The organism is Rheinheimera texasensis (assembly GCF_964031785.1).
GTDB classification, from domain to species: domain Bacteria; phylum Pseudomonadota; class Gammaproteobacteria; order Enterobacterales; family Alteromonadaceae; genus Pararheinheimera; species Pararheinheimera texasensis_A.
The window spans coordinates 216,238-233,112 of the sequence record NZ_CAXIRE010000018.1 but is presented as its reverse complement, the minus strand read 5'-3'; the positions used below and the strand labels follow the sequence as shown (position 1 = coordinate 233,112).

The following is a 16,875-nucleotide window of genomic DNA, read 5'->3' as shown; positions in this document are numbered from 1 at the left end:
TTCGCTTCACCCCGTCGGCATGGCGCGCATTATAGGCCGTCACGAAACTTACGCAAGCCTAAATTTGAGAAAAGTTGCGCTTTTGCGATCGTTCGGGTGTTTTTTGCTCGAACTGCTGTTTTTATCGTAAATACCTGCTGATAAAGCCACCACCATACAGACGAAGAAGCCAATCGCGGCAGCGATTGGCTTCTGTTACCTACTCGATATAGCAGTAAATAGTGGTTAGCGCAGATTTGGTGCTAACCAGGTTTCAGCTTCACTGCGGCTCCAGCCTTTCTTCGCCGCATATTCTGACAGCTGATCTTCACCAATCTTGCTGACCGCGAAGTACTTGCTATCCGGATGCGCTAAATACCAGCCCGATACCGCAGCGCCTGGCCACATCGCATAGCTTTCCGTCAGCAACATACCGATCTGTGCCTCTGCATCTAATAAAGAGAACAAAGTGCCTTTCTCAGTATGTTCCGGACAAGCCGGATATCCCGGCGCCGGGCGAATGCCCTGATAGGCCTCCCGAATCAGCTGCTCATTATCCAGTTGCTCATTGGCGGCATAACCCCAGTATTCTTTGCGTACTTTCATATGCAGGTACTCAGCCAGTGCTTCCGCTAAACGATCGGCCAACGCTTTCACCATAATACTGTTGTAATCGTCGTGCGCCTTGGCAAATTCTGCGGCAAACTCGTCGGCACCAAAGCCGGTACTGACAGCAAAGGCACCGATATAGTCGGCAATGCCTGAATCCACAGGTGCGATGAAATCAGCTAAAGAGCAGTTCGGCGCTTTGTTGCGAAGCGCAACTTGCTGGCGCAGATTAAACAAACGGCAGCGCTCGGCAGCGCGGCTTTCGTCGGTCCAGACAATGATGTCATCGCCATCACTATTGGCAGGGAATAAACCGAATACCGCACGTCCCGTCACTTTTCGCTCTGCAATCATCCGATCTAACATTGCATTGGCATCCTGATAGACCCGCCTGGCTTCCAAGCCTACCTCGGCATGATTCAGAATGGCCGGGAATTTGCCAGATAATTGCCAGGTCAGGAAAAACGGCGTCCAGTCGATGTAATCGCGCAGCACCTCTAAATCGACGTCCTGCCAGACATGCACACCGGGCTGCAGCGGCGCCGGCGCGACCTTTTGCAAATCCAGTGGAAAGCGATTGGCCCGCGCCTGTTCCAGCGTCAGCATTTCTTCGTGTTTGCGGCTGCGCTGATGTTGTTCGATGACACGCACATACTCATCCTGCACCCGTGCCAGATAATCCGGTTTCAGCTCAGCTGAAATCAGCGACTGCACCACAGAAACACTGCGCGACGCGTTCGGCACATACACCACGCCATGGGCATAATGCGGCGCAATCTTGATAGCGGTATGCGCTTTGGAGGTAGTGGCACCGCCAATTAATAATGGGATGGTGAAACCAAGCCGGGTCATTTCTTTGGCGACATGCACCATCTCGTCTAACGACGGTGTGATCAAGCCAGATAAACCGATGACATCGACATTCAGCTCTTTGGCTTTTTGCAGCAAAGTGGCGCACGGCACCATCACACCAAGGTCAATCACTTCATAGTTATTACACTGCAGCACCACACCAACGATATTCTTGCCGATATCATGCACGTCACCTTTGACGGTGGCCATCAGCACTTTGCCCTGAGTCGTGGCACCGGAGCCGGCTTTTTCTGCTTCTATATAAGGTTGCAGATAAGCCACGGCTTTTTTCATCACGCGGGCCGATTTGACCACCTGCGGCAGGAACATCTTGCCTTCGCCAAACAAGTCACCGACGACATTCATACCGTCCATCAGCGGGCCTTCGATCACATGCAGCGGGCGCTCGACACTTAAGCGTGCTTCTTCAGTATCCTGATCAATAAAGTCGGTGATGCCTTTGACCAGTGCATGCTCTAAGCGCTTGGACACAGGCCAGCTGCGCCAGGCATCATCTTCTTTGACTGCAACAGTGCCTTTACCGTGGAACTGTGCCGCGACTTCTAACAAACGTTCAGTGGCATCGGAGCGGCGGTTTAACACCACATCTTCGACGCGTTCTTTCAACAATTCCGGGATATCGTCATACACCGCCAGCTGACCGGCGTTGACGATCCCCATGTCCATGCCGGCTTTGATGGCGTGATACAAAAACACCGAATGAATGGCTTCACGTACTGGATCATTGCCCCGGAAGGAAAATGACACGTTCGACACACCACCGGAAATTTTTGCATGTGGGCAAAGCCGCTTTATTTCGCGGGTGGCTTCGATAAAATCAACGGCATAGTTGTTATGCTCTTCAATACCAGTGGCAACGGCGAAGATATTTGGGTCAAAAATAATGTCTTGTGGCGGGAAGCCGATTTGTTCCACCAGAATCTTGTAAGCGCGCTGACAAATTTCAACTTTTCGCACTTTGGTATCGGCCTGACCGACTTCATCAAAAGCCATCACGACCACAGCAGCACCATAGCGGCGTAGTAATTTTGCCTGTTGAATAAAAGGTGCTTCCCCTTCTTTTAAGGAAATCGAATTGACCACCGCTTTGCCCTGAATACATTTCAGTGCGGCTTCAATCACTTCCCATTTCGACGAGTCGACCATGATCGGCACCCGGGCGATATCCGGCTCACTGGCCAGCAAATTCAGATAACGCACCATGGCAGCTTTGCTGTCGAGCATCGCTTCGTCCATGTTGATATCGATGATTTGGGCGCCATTTTCGACTTGCTGCCGTGCGACATCCAAGGCGGCTTCAAACTTGCCGTCCATAATCAGTTTTTTGAAGCGGGCAGACCCCGTGACGTTGGTGCGCTCACCAATGTTAATAAAGCGGGCTTGTTGTTGCATCACCACTCCAACGAAAAGGCTTCAAGACCAGCCAGATTAAAACTGTGACTGACCGGCTTCGGCTCGCGCGGCGGTAAGCCGGCAACGACATCCGCAATAACCCGGATATGCTCCGGCGTAGTACCGCAGCAACCGCCGACGATATTAATAAAGTTATTGTTGGCCCAGTCCCTGATTTCTGCGGCCATATCTGTAGCATTCAGGTCATATTCGCCAAATTCATTTGGTAAGCCGGCATTCGGATGCACAGAAGTGGCACATTCGGCGATGGCCGCCATCGTCTCGACATAAGGCCTTAATAGATCCGGGCCTAGCGCGCAGTTCAGGCCAAAACTGACCGGTTCGACATGCGCCAGTGAGTGATAAAAAGCTTCAGTGGTCTGGCCCGATAAAGTCCGGCCCGATGCGTCTGTGATAGTGCCGGAGATCATCACCGGCAGTTTATAACCGAGCTCGTCAAACACCTGCAGCACTGCAAAAGCAGCGGCTTTGGCATTTAATGTATCAAAAATGGTTTCCAGCATGATGAGGTCCGCGCCACCTTCAATCAGCGCGTGAGTCGCTTCGTTATATGCGGCAACCAGCTGATCAAAGCTGACATTGCGATAACCCGGGTCATTCACATCCGGCGAAATCGACGCCGTGCGGTTCGTGGGCCCCAAAATACCGGCAACAAAACGTGGTTTTGCCGGATTTTTCGCGGTGAACTCATCACAAGCCTGCCGCGCCAGACGCGCTGCTTCGCGGTTAATCCGCGCCGCCAGATGCGACATATCGTAATCTGCCATCGCAATAGTGGTGGCGTTAAAACTGTTGGTTTCCAGAATGTCCGCGCCAGCCTCGAGATATTGACGGTGTATGGACAGAATCACTTCAGGCTTCGTCAGGACGAGTAAGTCGTTATTGCCTTTGAGGTCTGAAGGCCAGTCGGCGAATTCAGTGCCGCGATAATCCGCTTCCTGCAGCTGGAAATTCTGGATCATGGTGCCCATGGCACCATCCAAAACCAGAATTCGCTCCGCCAGAATTTGCTTAAAGCGTTCTGCGCTTAACCGGGCACTCATACTGCTCTCCCCTCGCCTACGCGCGCTAAATCAAATGGTGTGGCCTGATAGACATAATAATTCAGCCAGTTACTGAATAACAAAAAGGCATGACTCTGCCACAGTTTCATTGGGCCTTTGCTTGGATCGTTGTCACGGAAATAATTCTCCGGCACTTTGGGGCTTAACCCAGCGGCGAGGTCACGCTGATATTCATCATTTAGTGTAGTTAAATCATATTCCGGGTGGCCAGTGACAAAAATCCGGCTACCGCTGGAATTTTGCAATAAATATGCGCCGGTGGCGTCGGCTTCAGCTAATACGTGAATATCCGGGTGTTGTTGGTATTTTTGCTTTGGCACCTGTGCATAACGTGAATGCGGCACCAGGAAACTGTCATCAAAACCGCGCACTAATGGACACAACGGCTGCACCACATTTTGCCAGTACACACCGGATAACTTCTCGCCACGGATCTCGCGCTGCAAGCCGTAGTAATAGTAAAGAGCCGCATGCGCAGCCCAGCAGAGGAATAAGGTGGATGTGACGTGTCTATCAGCCCAGGCGAGTATTTCGGATAACTGTGGCCAGTAACTGACGTCCTCATAATCGACCAGACCAAGCGGTGCACCAGTGATAATCAAGCCGTCGTAATTTTGCTGTTGTACATCGGAAAAATAACGATAAAAGCAATTCAGATGACTTTCCGGTGTGTGTTTGCTGACATGGTTGTCCAGCCGGATCAGTTCGATATCTACTTGCAGCGGACTGTTCGCCAGCAAACGCAATAACTGAATTTCTGTGGTCACTTTATTTGGCATCAGGTTCAGAATGGCAATACGCAGTGGACGGATATCCTGAGTGCGGGCCCGGCTTTCAGTGATAACAAAAACATTTTCCGCCGACAAGGCTTCCACGGCTGGTAACTGATCTATCACTTTAATAGGCATAAAGGCTCCACAACACCACAAAGATGCGTCACTTTGCCGAATCGCCCATTAATTGTCAACTTCTATACGTTTAGACGTCCATTTGATATTTTGAAATACTGGGTTTTCAGCTCTATGCTGGAAGACATCTTAGATTCGGAGTGACCATGAAATTAATTGGCTGCATCTGTGGTCTGGTGCTCAGCCTGACCTGTACCGCCGAGCCTGTATTACCAAAACCTGAGGAAATTCCGGTTTATATTCGAGACGATGTCTACGAAGATTATCTGAAGTTTCTCAATGGCCGGCCTGTATTGAGCATTGTGGATTTTCGTGGCATCACTATGCGCCGTGATGTCGCAGATATGGTGTTGCTACAGCAAGCATTGGCTTTGGGCGGTTTTACCAAGAATTTTTATTATCAACCTGGCAAGTTTAATTTCCGTAATACCAAGATGCTGGAAAGTGGTGATTCCCTGCTAAGTTTTGATACGTATTGGCTGACAGATGCCAAAGCGCTCGCGGGCAAAGTTTTTATCAGCGAACCTGTGGTGCGGCGCGGTGAATATTTAGCCGGCATTTATACCAGCCCCGAGAATCTGCCAGTGCTTCGCACCCGGACTTTAACCGAGCTACGTAAATTTAGCGGCGTGTCTACACCTAAGTGGCGTACTGACTGGGAGACGATGCAGGCTTTAGGTTTAAAAGAGCTTGTGCAAGAAGATGAATGGCTCAGTCAGGCCCGGATGGTGCATATGCGTTGGGTTGATTTTATGCTGATGCCTTTTTTTCATGATGAAAAAGGTATCTATCAACTGGAACAGCTGCGCTTAAAAGTAGTGCCTGGTGTCGCCATATTACTCAATGACAGTCGGCATTTTGTTATCAGTAAATCTCATCCGGACGGCCGCTTTGCCAATGAGGCGTTGAATAAAGGTCTCAGAATTTTGCGGGAAAATGGCAGGATTGAGCAGTTGTACAAACAAGCTGGGTTTATGTTGCCGGAAAATTCAGTACAGATATTGAATTTACCTGCAGCAAAGCCTAAAACAAAGCCTGCTTTACATTCGACATCGGCCGCGTCGACCGCGCCGACGACTCAAGGGCATGAGCGTTAGCAGTAAAAAATGGCCCACTTGGGCCATTTTCTGTGTCAGTTTTGTACAACAAGTCCGTCAACTGCTGAAAGACTTGTCACACAGTAGTCAGCATCCAGCTTAAAACTCTTCATCAAGCTCAGCGGGTTCAGCGGCTAACTCTTCGATGGCCGGAGCACCTTTGGTCGGTTGCAGTAACAAGCGGTTACGCAGCTCAGTTTCGATCTCCTGCGCCACGGCTGGGTTTTCAGCCAGATACTTCATCGCATTGGCTTTACCCTGACCAATCTTATTACCTTTATAGGCGTACCAGGCACCGGCTTTATCGACCAGTTTTTCAGCAACACCCAAATCAATCAGCTCGCCGGTTTTACTGATGCCTGCGCCATACTGGATAATAAATTCAGCCTGACGGAATGGTGGTGCGACTTTGTTTTTCACTACTTTGACACGGGTCTCGTTACCGACCACTTCTTCGCCTTCTTTGACAGAACCAATACGGCGAATATCCAGGCGGACTGAAGCGTAGAATTTCAGGGCGTTACCACCGGTGGTCGTTTCCGGGTTACCGAACATCACACCGATCTTCATCCGGATTTGGTTGATGAAAATGCACAAGGTGTTTGAGCGTTTGATGTTACCGGTCAGTTTACGCAGCGCTTGGGACATCAGACGGGCTTGCAGACCGACATGGCTGTCGCCCATGTCGCCTTCAATTTCTGCTTTTGGCGTCAACGCAGCTACAGAGTCGACGATGATCACATCTACTGCTGCAGAACGGACCAACATGTCGCAAATCTCTAAAGCCTGTTCACCGGTGTCTGGCTGTGACACCAACAGGTCGTCGATTTTAACGCCGAGCTTGCCGGCATAAATCGGATCCAAAGCGTGTTCGGCGTCGATAAACGCACAGGTTTTGCCAAGCTTTTGCGCTTCTGCAATCACCTGGAGGGTGAGAGTCGTTTTACCTGAAGATTCAGGACCATAGATTTCAACGATTCGGCCACAAGGTAAACCACCAATGCCAAGGGCAATGTCCAAACCCAAAGAGCCGGTAGAGATAGCATCAATCTCCAGCGAGGTGTTATCACCCAACTTCATGATTGAACCTTTACCGAACTGACGTTCGATTTGGCTTAAGGCTGCGCTGAGGGCTTTTTGTTTATTGTCGTCCATCTGGAACTCCGGAAAATGGGTTTCGCCTGAAATGCTGTATGCTCATACAGTAGTTGAATCAGTTTGTGCTGTCAACAACTGAATCATCTGCTGCAAAGCAAAATCGATACTTTGTTGCCGGACCGCCGATCTGTCGCCGTGTAGCAAAATTCGCACTGTCGCGACGGCACCCAGCAGATAAAAACCAAAACAGACAGTCCCCACCGGTTTTAATGCACTGCCACCATCCGGGCCAGCGATACCGGATACCGCGATAGCGCAATCGGCGCCGGCAGCGGCGGCTGCGCCTGTCGCCATTTCACCGACTGTCTCTTCACTGACAGCGCCAAACTGCAGTAATGTCGCGCTTTTAACGCCCAATAACTGCTGTTTGGCTTTGTTGCTGTAAGTGACAAAACTGCGGTCCAGATAGGCAGAACTGCCGGGGATCGCGGTTAATGCATACGAGATACCGCCGCCGGTACAGGATTCGGCGGTGGTGATACTGAGCTTTTTCCGCAATAATAGCTGACCCAGTGCAGAGGCCAGTGTCTCGGTATGGGCCGGAACTGTCATTTTCATTCCATTTTGGGACATCAGAATTTTAATTATGCCGTCAGAAATCCAGACCGGGCAAGCAACAACTGCCCATACGCCGATGATGCAACAATACCTCGCGCTCAAAGCAGAAAATCCGGAGATTTTGCTGTTCTACCGGATGGGCGATTTTTATGAGCTGTTTTATGACGATGCAAAAAAAGCAGCGGCATTACTGGATATCTCGCTGACCAAACGCGGTCAGTCGGCCGGCGCCCCGATCCCGATGGCAGGCGTACCGCATCATGCGGTGGAAAACTATCTGGCGCGTTTGGTACAGCTTGGTGAATCCGTGGCGATTTGCGAGCAAGTTGGCGACCCTGCCACCAGCAAAGGCCCGGTTGATCGCAAAGTGGTACGGGTGGTAACGCCCGGCACTGTCACCGACGAAGCCCTGTTACAGGAACGTCAGGACACTTTACTGGCTGCGGTTTATCTGCATAAACAACAATTTGGCTTGGCGTATCTGGATTTAAGTGCCGGCCGTTTTGTACTCACTGAATTACCGGGCCAAGACGACCTGGCCGCGCTGTTGCAGCGGCTCAATCCGGCTGAATTATTGTATTGTGAAGACCAGCCGCTACCGGAATTAGTGTTGGCCCGCAAAGGCGCGCGCCGCCGTCCGGTATGGGATTTTGAACAAAGCAGCGCCGAACGCGCTTTGTGCCAGCAATTCGGCACCCGTGACTTACAGAGCTTTGGTGTGCAGGACGCCCGTTTAGGTTTGATGGCTGCCGGTTGCCTGTTGCAATATGTCAAAGATACCCAACGCGCCAATCTGCCGCACTTACGCAGTATTTCCTTAGAAAAACACAGCGACCATATAGTGTTGGACGCCGCAACGCGGCGTAATCTGGAGCTGACCCAAACGCTGAACGGCCAATATGCGCATTCTCTTGCTGCAGTGCTCGACCAATGTCAGACAGCGATGGGCAGCCGGTTGTTAAAACGTTGGATCCACGCCCCGCTGCGCGATCAGGCCATTATCACTGAGCGCCATCTGGCGGTCAGTGAATTGCAGCAATATGATGCCGAGTTACAACCACTGCTGAAACAAATTGGTGATATTGAGCGGATAGTCGCCCGCCTGGCGCTGCGCAGTGCCAGGCCACGCGATTTCGCCAGATTACGTCAGGCGTTGCAGCAATTGCCGGAACTGACACCGCTGCTGAGCCAGCTGCAAAGCCGGCGCCTGCAGCAACTGGCTGCAGACTGCGAACCAATGCCGGCCCTGACTGCATTGTTAGAGCGCGCCATTATCGACAACCCGCCAGTGCTTATTCGGGATGGTGGTGTCATCGCAGAAGGTTATTCCGCTGAACTTGACCAATGGCGGGCTTTAGCCAAAGGCGCAACCGATTATCTGGAACAGCTGGAGCAACGCGAGAAAGCCCGCACCGGCATTGCTTCACTGAAAGTTGGTTTTAATAAAGTCGCCGGTTATTACATCGAAACCGGTCGCGCTGCCGCCGATGCGGTGCCGCCGGATTATATCCGCCGTCAGACGCTGAAAAATAACGAACGCTACATTATTCCGGAATTAAAGGAATATGAAGACAAAGTACTCGGCAGCGAAAGCAAGGCCCTGGCGCTGGAAAAACAGCTGTATGAACAACTGTTTGATTTGATAGCACCGGATCTGGCCGCACTGCAACAACTCGCAGCCAGTTTGTCGGAACTGGACGTGTTGACTAACTTCGCCGAACGCGCGGTACGACTGAACTATTGCCAGCCAAGGCTTGTGGCGGAAACAGGCATCCATATCGAGCAAGGCCGTCACCCCGTTGTAGAGCAGATGACCAGTGAGCCTTTTATTGCCAACCCGCTTGAGTTGACTCCCAACCGGCATTTGTTGGTCGTGACAGGTCCGAACATGGGCGGTAAATCGACTTATATGCGCCAAGCCGCCCTTATAGTGCTGATGGCCTATATCGGTAGTTTTGTGCCGGCTCAAGCTGCCACATTGGGGCCGGTGGACCGTATTTTTACCCGGGTCGGTGCTTCTGACGACCTGGCGTCCGGGCGCTCGACTTTTATGGTGGAAATGACTGAAACAGCGACCATTTTGCATCATGCCACGGCGCAAAGCCTGGTGTTGATGGATGAAATTGGTCGCGGCACCAGTACTTACGATGGTTTGTCTCTGGCCTGGGCCTGTGCCGAGTACCTCGCCACTAAACTCAAAGCACTGACTTTGTTTGCCACCCATTATTTTGAACTGACCGATTTACCTGCGTTATTGAGCGGTGTCGCCAACATCCATCTGGATGCGGTTGAACACGACGAACACATTGTGTTTATGCATCAGGTACAGCCGGGTGCTGCCAGTAAGAGTTATGGTCTGCAGGTGGCGCAGCTTGCGGGGGTGCCAAAAACCGTGATCCAGCAGGCGCGGCGTAAACTCGCGGCACTGGAACAACAGCAGCCTAAGGCGGACAGCGCAGCAAAAGCAACCTTGCCGGCGCAGGCCGATTTGTTTACAGAAGCTGCCCCACACCCGGTGCTGACACAACTGGCCGATGTTGACCCGGATGATTTAACACCTCGGCAGGCGCTGGATTTACTCTTTGCGCTTAAACGGCAGCTGTAACCAGCATCAAGCCAATGCCTGCATATCGCAGGCAGAAAAAAGCGGGAGTTGAAGTGCCCCCCGCTTTTTTTGCCTCAGTATGCCGGGCAGTTTATTCCTGAAACAGCGTCTCGATATTCAACCCCTGATGCGTGACAATTTCACGCAGCCGGCGCAGCGCCTCGACCTGAATTTGTCGCACCCGCTCACGGGTCAGGCCAATTTCGCGGCCAACATCTTCTAAAGTCGAAGGTTCATAACCGAGTAAACCAAAACGCCGGGCCAATACTTCACGTTGTTTTGGGTTCAGTTCTTCCAACCAGACCACCAGATGCTGCCGGATGTCGGCATCCTGCAGTTCAGTTTCCGGCCCCAGCTCTTTTTCGTCAGCCAGAATATCCAGCAGTTGTTTTTCCGAAGACCCAGCCACCGGCGTGTCGACTGAAGTGATTTTTTCATTCAGTTTCAGCATTTTGCGCACTTCTTCGACCGGACGGTCTAAGGCAGCGGCAATTTCTTCCGGCGTCGGTTCATGGTCCAGCCGCTGCGATAACTCGCGGGCAGCACGTAAATAAATATTCAGTTCTTTCACCACATGAATAGGCAACCGGATGGTCCGGGTCTGATTCATAATGGCGCGTTCAATGGTCTGGCGGATCCACCAGGTGGCGTAAGTGGAGAAACGGAAACCGCGTTCCGGGTCAAATTTTTCCACGGCGCGGATCAGGCCCAAATTGCCTTCTTCAATCAAATCAAGCAGCGCTAAACCACGATTGATATAACGCCGGGCGATTTTCACCACCAGCCGTAAATTACTTTCAATCATGCGTTTGCGGGCGGCTGCGTCGCCTCTTAAGGCTAAACGGGAAAAGTAGACTTCTTCTTCGGCGCTGAGCAGCGGCGAGAAACCGATTTCGCCGAGGTAAATTTGTGTTGCGTCCATCGCGCGTTGACTGTCGTCACGGGTGAACACATCGTCAGGTGTATTATCTTCTTCGGTGGCGAGGCTTGCCATATCCGGCTCTGCTGATTCGTCATCCAGCATCGCCACGTCTTCTGTCAATTCCGCTTCCTTGAAATCAACTACTTCATCTTCATCTTTTTGTCCCATATCCGTCTCCCAGATCTGCAAGGGTCACGCGTCAGTGCCAGAAATCCGTTCTTCAATGATGCGATTGTGTGCTGTTATTTATTTCAGATAACGCAGCGGATCGACAGATTTTCCCCGATAGCGGATTTCAAAATGCAGTTGTATACGGTCTGCATCGGAATTGCCCATTTCAGCGATGGTCTGTCCAGCTGCCACCGATTCGCGTTCTTTCACCAATAAACGGTGATTGTGGGCATAAGCACTTAAAAAATCGTCATTATGTTTAATGATAATTAAGTTGCCATAACCCCGCAGTGCATTGCCGGCGTATACCACCTGACCTGCTGCTGCCGCTTTAACCGGCGTCCCGTAAACACCACCAATATCAAGACCTTTGTTACCGTGTTCCTGACTGGAAAATTTCGCTAATATCGGGCCTTTCACTGGCCAATGCCATTGCCGAACGTTTCCATTAATGGTACTGCTTGCGGTTTTTTCGGGTTCTTCGACCCGTTCATTTTGACCATAACGCTTTTGATTTTGCGGTGCAACTACTTTAGCGCTTTTTGATGCAGTGTCGGAACTGTTTGAATTTGAATAGTTCTTATTTGATTTGAGACTAGTGGTGGCAGGGTTACGCCCGCTGCCAGCATCTGTACTAGTGTTTGAAACAACCAGAATTTGACCGACATAAATGGTATAAGGTTCAGCGATGCGGTTCAGCCTGGCCAGACTGCGATAATCCATGCCGTTACGAAAGGCGATTGAAAATAACGTATCGCCGCTTTTCACCTGATAGGTGTCTGCCTGCGATAATTTGCTGGCAGATTTGCGGCTCTGCCAGCTGTCGACCGGCGCCGGGCTGCTGTTGACGCCACAGCCGGATAACATCAGACAAAACCAGAAGGTCAGCCCGACCTGACTGACACGCGCCACGCTGTAACCAGCCTGAACTTGTTGCAAAGAATCAGCCATAAATCAGATACGCAAGACCGCCGAGGGCCACAGTGCCCCAGCCTAAGATATCCACGATTTCGCGCAGTTTGGCCTGCATTTTTGCACCGCCCCAGTACATCAAGCCGGCCACCAGAAAAAACCGGCTGGCCCGGCCAATAAAAGACGCAATAACAAAAGGCAAAAACGCCATATGCATCAAGCCGGCACCGACGGTAAACAACTTATAAGGAATTGGTGAGAAACCAGCGATAAACACCACCCAGACGCCATACTCGTTAAACCAGCGCTCAACTAACGCAAAAGTTTCCTGATAGCCCATATATTGAATAAACGGCAATACCACTGGTTCATACAACATATAGCCCAACAGGTACCCAAACATACCACCGAGCACTGACGCCAGCGTCGTCAGCCAGGCCAGCCGCCAGGCGCGTTCCGGGTGCGCCAGTGCCATCGGTGCCAGCATCACATCGGGTGGGATCGGAAAAATCACCGACTCAGTGAAACTCAGGCCAAATAAATAACGCTCGGCGTGACGGTGTTTGGCCCAGACCAGCGCTTTGTCGTACATCCACTGAAAAATCCGCAAAAAAATCTCCTAACAATCAATCAGGCCAGTTCGCCCGGCACTAAAGGCACAAACCGCACCGCTTCAACATCGGTCGACGGATACGCATCCTGCTGTCGGGTATAGACCCTGAGCATTTGCTCCTGTGCGCCCACCGGGATCACCAAACGTCCGCCGTCTACCAGCTGATGCAACAAAGCATCCGGCACTTGGGTTGGCGCTGCGGTGACGATAATACAGTCAAAAGGGGCTTTACTCTGCCAGCCCAGCCAGCCGTCGCCGTGTTTCATTGCGACATTGTGCAGATCCAGTTGATGCAGCCGGCGCTTGGCCTGAAACTGCAACGACTTGATCCGTTCCACTGTACACACCTGCGGAAATAACCGCGCCAGAATGGCGGTCTGATAACCGGAACCAGTGCCAATTTCCAGCACTTTTTTCGGCAACCAGGGCGTATCATCCGTGTTGGGTTGCAACAATAACTCAGTCATCCGCGCGACAATATAGGGCTGCGAAATCGTCTGGCCCTGGCCTATTGGCAATGCGGTATTTTCATAAGCTTTATGCGCTAAAACCATTTCAACAAAATGATGGCGCGGGGTTTGCGCAATCGCCTGTAACACCTCGGTGGATTTGATGCCATCGGCCTGAAGTTTTTGCGCCAGCACCTGGGCGCTGCGGGAAGTCACAACAGCCATCAGAAACGGATCCCTTCCAGCCATTGCTCTAGCGGTTGCAGACTGCGGTACGCCGTCATGTCGATTTGCAACGGCGTAACCGAGGCATAGCCATTGGCGATGGCATAAAAATCCGTGCCTTCGCCAGCGTCCAGTTCCGGCCCTAACGAGCCATACCAAAAAATGCGCCGGCCCCAGGGATCTGTGGTACTGGTCATGGTTTCAGCTTTGTGCCGACGGCCCAGCCGTGTCACCTGAATGCCTTTGAGTTCACTGAGCGGCACACCAGGCACATTGATATTCAGAATTTGGTCGGCCGGTAACGGGTGCGATTTCAGTTGTTGAATGACTTTGACCGTGACATAAGCGGCAGTGGCAAAATGTTCTTCATCGCGGCTCGCCAGTGACACGGCAATGGCCGGTAAACCCAGATGGCGGCCTTCAGTGGCGGCCGCGACAGTACCGGAATACAACACATCATCGCCAAGATTGGCGCCATGATTAATGCCGGCGACGACTAAATCCGGCGTTTTGTCACACAGCTGGCTAATCGCCAGATGCACACAATCGGTCGGCGTGCCGTTTACCGCGATAAAACCATTGTCTAGTTGCTGAGTGCGCAGTGGGTTTAACAGCGTCAGCGAATTACTGGCGCCACTACAGTTGCGATCCGGCCCGACCGTGGTCACTGTGGCAATCTCCGCCAGCGCCTGCTGCAACACTAAAATGCCTTTGGCGTACACACCATCATCATTACTGAGCAAAATCCGCATTTAGGACTCCAGAGCAGCGATATCCCGGCGGATATCCTGATAATTCACCAACTCCCTCAGCACTGAGGTGGCAAAACAACCTGCAGGCAGGGCAAAACTGAGCTCGAGTGTATCATGCTGCCATTGATAACTCAGCGCTTTTGGCACCAGCCGCACCGCGCGGCGTTCGGTATTCACATTGAGCGCCACCAAACCATCCACCCAATGCTGCCACGGCGCTAGTTGTTGCTGCTGCCAGGCAAGCGCCTGATCTTGTTCCAGTATTTTTCCAATTCCGGGCAGAATCGCCGTCGGATGAATATCCTGCTCCAACAACCGGCGCTGAATCTCGCTATCTAACGGGTCCACCTGAAACACTGAGCCTGAGCCATCCAACTGCACGACGCTGCCAGGTAATAAGGTCAGGAAACCTAACTGCTGTAAACGCTGTGACACTTGCTGGTTAAACAGCATCGAGCGGCTGGCAGATAGCGCCAGACCACGAATTTGCCGGTCGCTGATACTGCCGCCACGAAATAGATGTTCGGCCAGTTGCAAATTGCCGCCATCGCGGCCAAAGCGTTGTTCGCCATAATAATTCGGCACGCCAGCGCTGATAAGTTGTAATCGCTGTTCCAGCTCGGCCGCATCGGAGACATTGCGCAGCCGCAGGCGGAAATGGTTTTGTTTGATGGAGCCGATTTTTAGCCGGCGCTGATGGCGTACCGACTGTAAAATCCGCACGCCTTCAATCTGCCAGTCTTGGTAATTCAGTTCCTGCTTGATCGGCACCGGCAAACAAAACCATTGCCGGGTGATGGCATGGCGGTCTTTTAAACCGGCGTAGCTGACTAAACGCGATTTAATGCCGGCCGCTTCAGCGATTTGTTTGCCGACATACTGCGTGTTCTGGCCGATTTTCTCGACCTGCAGCAATAAATGCTCGCCGGCTCCGGTTGGGGTGAAACTCAGTTCTTCATCGACGATAAAATCTTCCGGCGCGCTTCTGAGCAAAGCACGGCAGTTTGGTTCGCCGTACAGATAAGCCAGCGGCGGAAACTGAATATGGGTTGCTGCGTCGCTCATGCGGTTTTCACCAGCAGCACCACGGCTTCAACCGCAATACCTTCTTTGCGCCCGACAAAACCAAGTTTTTCCGTGGTGGTGGCTTTGACATTAACCTGGCTGAATTGGGTTTCCAAATCGGCCGCCAGCACCTGACGCATCGCCTCTATATGCGGCGCCATTTTCGGTGCCTGCGCCATAATAGTCACATCCAGATTGCCGATGGCATAACCCAGCGCTTTGACGTCAGCAAAGACTTTACGCAGCAAGATCCGGCTGTCGATGCCTTTAAAAGCGGCATCCGTATCAGGAAAATGATGACCGATATCGCCGAGCGCAACCGCACCTAACAAAGCATCCGATACTGCATGCAGCACTACGTCGCCATCAGAATGCGCCAATAAACCTTGCGGATAATCGATTTTGACGCCGCCTAAGGTCACCGGGCCTTCGCCGCCAAAAGCGTGCACATCAAAACCGTGGCCAATACGAAAAGGGATCATGCCTGCTCCAGATAAAAGCGTGCCAGAGCTAAATCCTCTGGCTGGGTAATTTTCAGATTGTCAGCGCGACCCGGAATCAGCTGCACCGGATAGCCGGCCCACTCCATCGCCGAAGCTTCATCGGTGATAGCAACGCCAGCCGCTAAGGCGCGTTGCAGCGCATCACGCAGCAGAACGGTAGGAAACAGTTGCGGCGTCAGCGCGTGCCAGAGCTGGCGCCGTTCAACGGTCTCTGCGACCAGACTCGGCCCTTGCGTTTGCACCACGCCTCGTTTCATCGTATCGCGCACCGGGCTTGCCAGAATACCGCCGGTGCCGCTGTGCAGACAGGTGCTGATTAACTGCTGAATGTCCGATGGCTGCACCAGCGGGCGCGCCGCGTCATGCACCAAAGTCCAGGGGAAAATTTCTGCGTCTATCGCCAAGAGGCCAGCCAGCACAGAATCGGCGCGCTCGGCGCCACCGTCAACACGACACACTCTGGGGTCTTTTGCTAAAGATAAAGTCGGAAAATAAGGGTCATTGGGCGATAAAGCTAAAAACAACCGGCGGGCCTGTGGCAATGCCAGTAATTTGCCGGCGGTATGCTCAAGGACGGTTTGATGAGCCAGGGTTAAATATTGTTTCGGCCGGTCGGCCTGCATACGGCTGCCAACACCGGCCGCCGGGATCAACATCGCAATGGTCATTTAGTGCCCTGTTTGGCTACCAGGCGGAAAAACACTTCGTCTTGTTTAATCAGGCCTAATTCGTTGCGCGAACGTTCTTCGATAGAATCCAGGCCACTTTGCAAATCGGCCACGTCGGCCATCAGCATTTTATTACGTTTTTCCAGCTCCTGATTGCTGGCCAAATGCACTTTCAGCTCTTCCTGATGCTTAAAATATTCTTTGACGCTGTGTGGCCCAAACCACAAACGATATTGCAGCGCGCAGACTAGCGCAAACAGGATAATAATTAACAGCCGCATAACAAATCCAAAAATGCAATCTGCCGGTATTATGCAGGCTGTCATCAGCG

General features: G+C 52.0%; 16 protein-coding genes. 2 read left to right on the top strand and 14 right to left on the bottom strand.

Features of this window, described 5'->3' with window-relative positions:
• Positions 1 to 225 precede the first annotated feature (225 nt).
• The 3 genes from metH to metA are packed head-to-tail and all read right to left on the bottom strand — an operon-like array spanning position 226 to position 4,846.
• Positions 226 to 2,853, bottom strand: coding sequence for a methionine synthase (gene metH, locus ABNT34_RS08560; RefSeq protein ID WP_348730626.1), 2,628 nt, complete (start codon positions 2,851 to 2,853; stop codon positions 226 to 228).
• On the bottom strand, positions 2,853 to 3,917 hold the full coding sequence (locus ABNT34_RS08555; protein ID WP_348730624.1) for a homocysteine S-methyltransferase family protein: 1,065 nt from the start codon (positions 3,915 to 3,917) through the stop codon (positions 2,853 to 2,855). Before ABNT34_RS08555 ends, metH begins: the two co-directional genes overlap by 1 nt.
• Positions 3,914 to 4,846 (bottom strand): homoserine O-succinyltransferase, encoded by a 933-nt coding sequence (gene metA / locus ABNT34_RS08550; protein ID WP_348730622.1) that lies wholly within the window; start codon positions 4,844 to 4,846, stop codon positions 3,914 to 3,916. The genes ABNT34_RS08555 and metA overlap by 4 nt, the downstream gene beginning before the upstream one ends.
• Before the next feature lie 146 nt (positions 4,847 to 4,992).
• On the opposite strand from metA, the gene ABNT34_RS08545 reads away from it, so the two are divergent.
• Positions 4,993 to 5,943: a hypothetical protein gene (locus ABNT34_RS08545; RefSeq protein ID WP_348730620.1), complete on the top strand. Its 951-nt coding sequence runs from the start codon at positions 4,993 to 4,995 to the stop codon at positions 5,941 to 5,943.
• Positions 5,944 to 6,042: 99 nt separating this feature from the next.
• Here ABNT34_RS08545 and recA read toward each other — a convergent pair whose 3' ends face one another.
• Together recA and ABNT34_RS08535 are read right to left on the bottom strand one after the other, a co-directional pair.
• Complete coding sequence (gene recA, locus ABNT34_RS08540; RefSeq protein WP_348730618.1) at positions 6,043 to 7,098, bottom strand: recombinase RecA; 1,056 nt, start codon at positions 7,096 to 7,098, stop codon at positions 6,043 to 6,045.
• A gap of 42 nt (positions 7,099 to 7,140) precedes the next feature.
• Complete coding sequence (locus ABNT34_RS08535) at positions 7,141 to 7,653, bottom strand: nicotinamide-nucleotide amidohydrolase family protein (RefSeq protein WP_348730617.1); 513 nt, start codon at positions 7,651 to 7,653, stop codon at positions 7,141 to 7,143.
• A 34-nt stretch (positions 7,654 to 7,687) separates the two neighbouring features.
• Here ABNT34_RS08535 and mutS point away from each other — a divergent pair, with 34 nt between their 5' ends.
• Positions 7,688 to 10,264, top strand: a complete 2,577-nt coding sequence (gene mutS, locus ABNT34_RS08530; protein ID WP_348730615.1) for a DNA mismatch repair protein MutS — start codon at positions 7,688 to 7,690, stop codon at positions 10,262 to 10,264.
• Between the two features lie 91 nt (positions 10,265 to 10,355).
• Here mutS and rpoS read toward each other — a convergent pair whose 3' ends face one another.
• The 9 genes from rpoS to ftsB form a co-directional block, all read right to left on the bottom strand.
• Entirely contained in the window at positions 10,356 to 11,354 is a 999-nt protein-coding gene (gene rpoS, locus ABNT34_RS08525; protein WP_031567858.1) for an RNA polymerase sigma factor RpoS, read from the bottom strand.
• A 78-nt stretch (positions 11,355 to 11,432) separates the two neighbouring features.
• A complete protein-coding gene (locus ABNT34_RS08520) occupies positions 11,433 to 12,125 on the bottom strand; it encodes a peptidoglycan DD-metalloendopeptidase family protein (protein ID WP_348730612.1) in 693 nt (230 codons plus the stop codon).
• Positions 12,126 to 12,300: 175 nt separating this feature from the next.
• Positions 12,301 to 12,879: a YqaA family protein gene (locus ABNT34_RS08515; protein ID WP_348730610.1), complete on the bottom strand. Its 579-nt coding sequence runs from the start codon at positions 12,877 to 12,879 to the stop codon at positions 12,301 to 12,303.
• Between the two features lie 20 nt (positions 12,880 to 12,899).
• Complete coding sequence (locus tag ABNT34_RS08510; RefSeq protein ID WP_348730608.1) at positions 12,900 to 13,556, bottom strand: protein-L-isoaspartate(D-aspartate) O-methyltransferase; 657 nt, start codon at positions 13,554 to 13,556, stop codon at positions 12,900 to 12,902.
• A complete protein-coding gene (surE, locus tag ABNT34_RS08505) occupies positions 13,556 to 14,308 on the bottom strand; it encodes a 5'/3'-nucleotidase SurE (protein ID WP_348730607.1) in 753 nt (250 codons plus the stop codon). The genes ABNT34_RS08510 and surE overlap by 1 nt, the downstream gene beginning before the upstream one ends.
• Positions 14,309 to 15,373, bottom strand: a complete 1,065-nt coding sequence (locus tag ABNT34_RS08500) for a tRNA pseudouridine(13) synthase TruD (RefSeq protein ID WP_348730605.1) — start codon at positions 15,371 to 15,373, stop codon at positions 14,309 to 14,311. It lies immediately after the preceding gene.
• On the bottom strand, positions 15,370 to 15,855 hold the full coding sequence (ispF, locus tag ABNT34_RS08495) for a 2-C-methyl-D-erythritol 2,4-cyclodiphosphate synthase (RefSeq protein WP_348730603.1): 486 nt from the start codon (positions 15,853 to 15,855) through the stop codon (positions 15,370 to 15,372). The genes ABNT34_RS08500 and ispF overlap by 4 nt, the downstream gene beginning before the upstream one ends.
• Entirely contained in the window at positions 15,852 to 16,544 is a 693-nt protein-coding gene (gene ispD, locus ABNT34_RS08490) for a 2-C-methyl-D-erythritol 4-phosphate cytidylyltransferase (RefSeq protein ID WP_348730601.1), read from the bottom strand. Before ispD ends, ispF begins: the two co-directional genes overlap by 4 nt.
• Entirely contained in the window at positions 16,541 to 16,825 is a 285-nt protein-coding gene (ftsB, locus tag ABNT34_RS08485; protein ID WP_031567841.1) for a cell division protein FtsB, read from the bottom strand. Before ftsB ends, ispD begins: the two co-directional genes overlap by 4 nt.
• Positions 16,826 to 16,875: the final 50 nt, after the last annotated feature.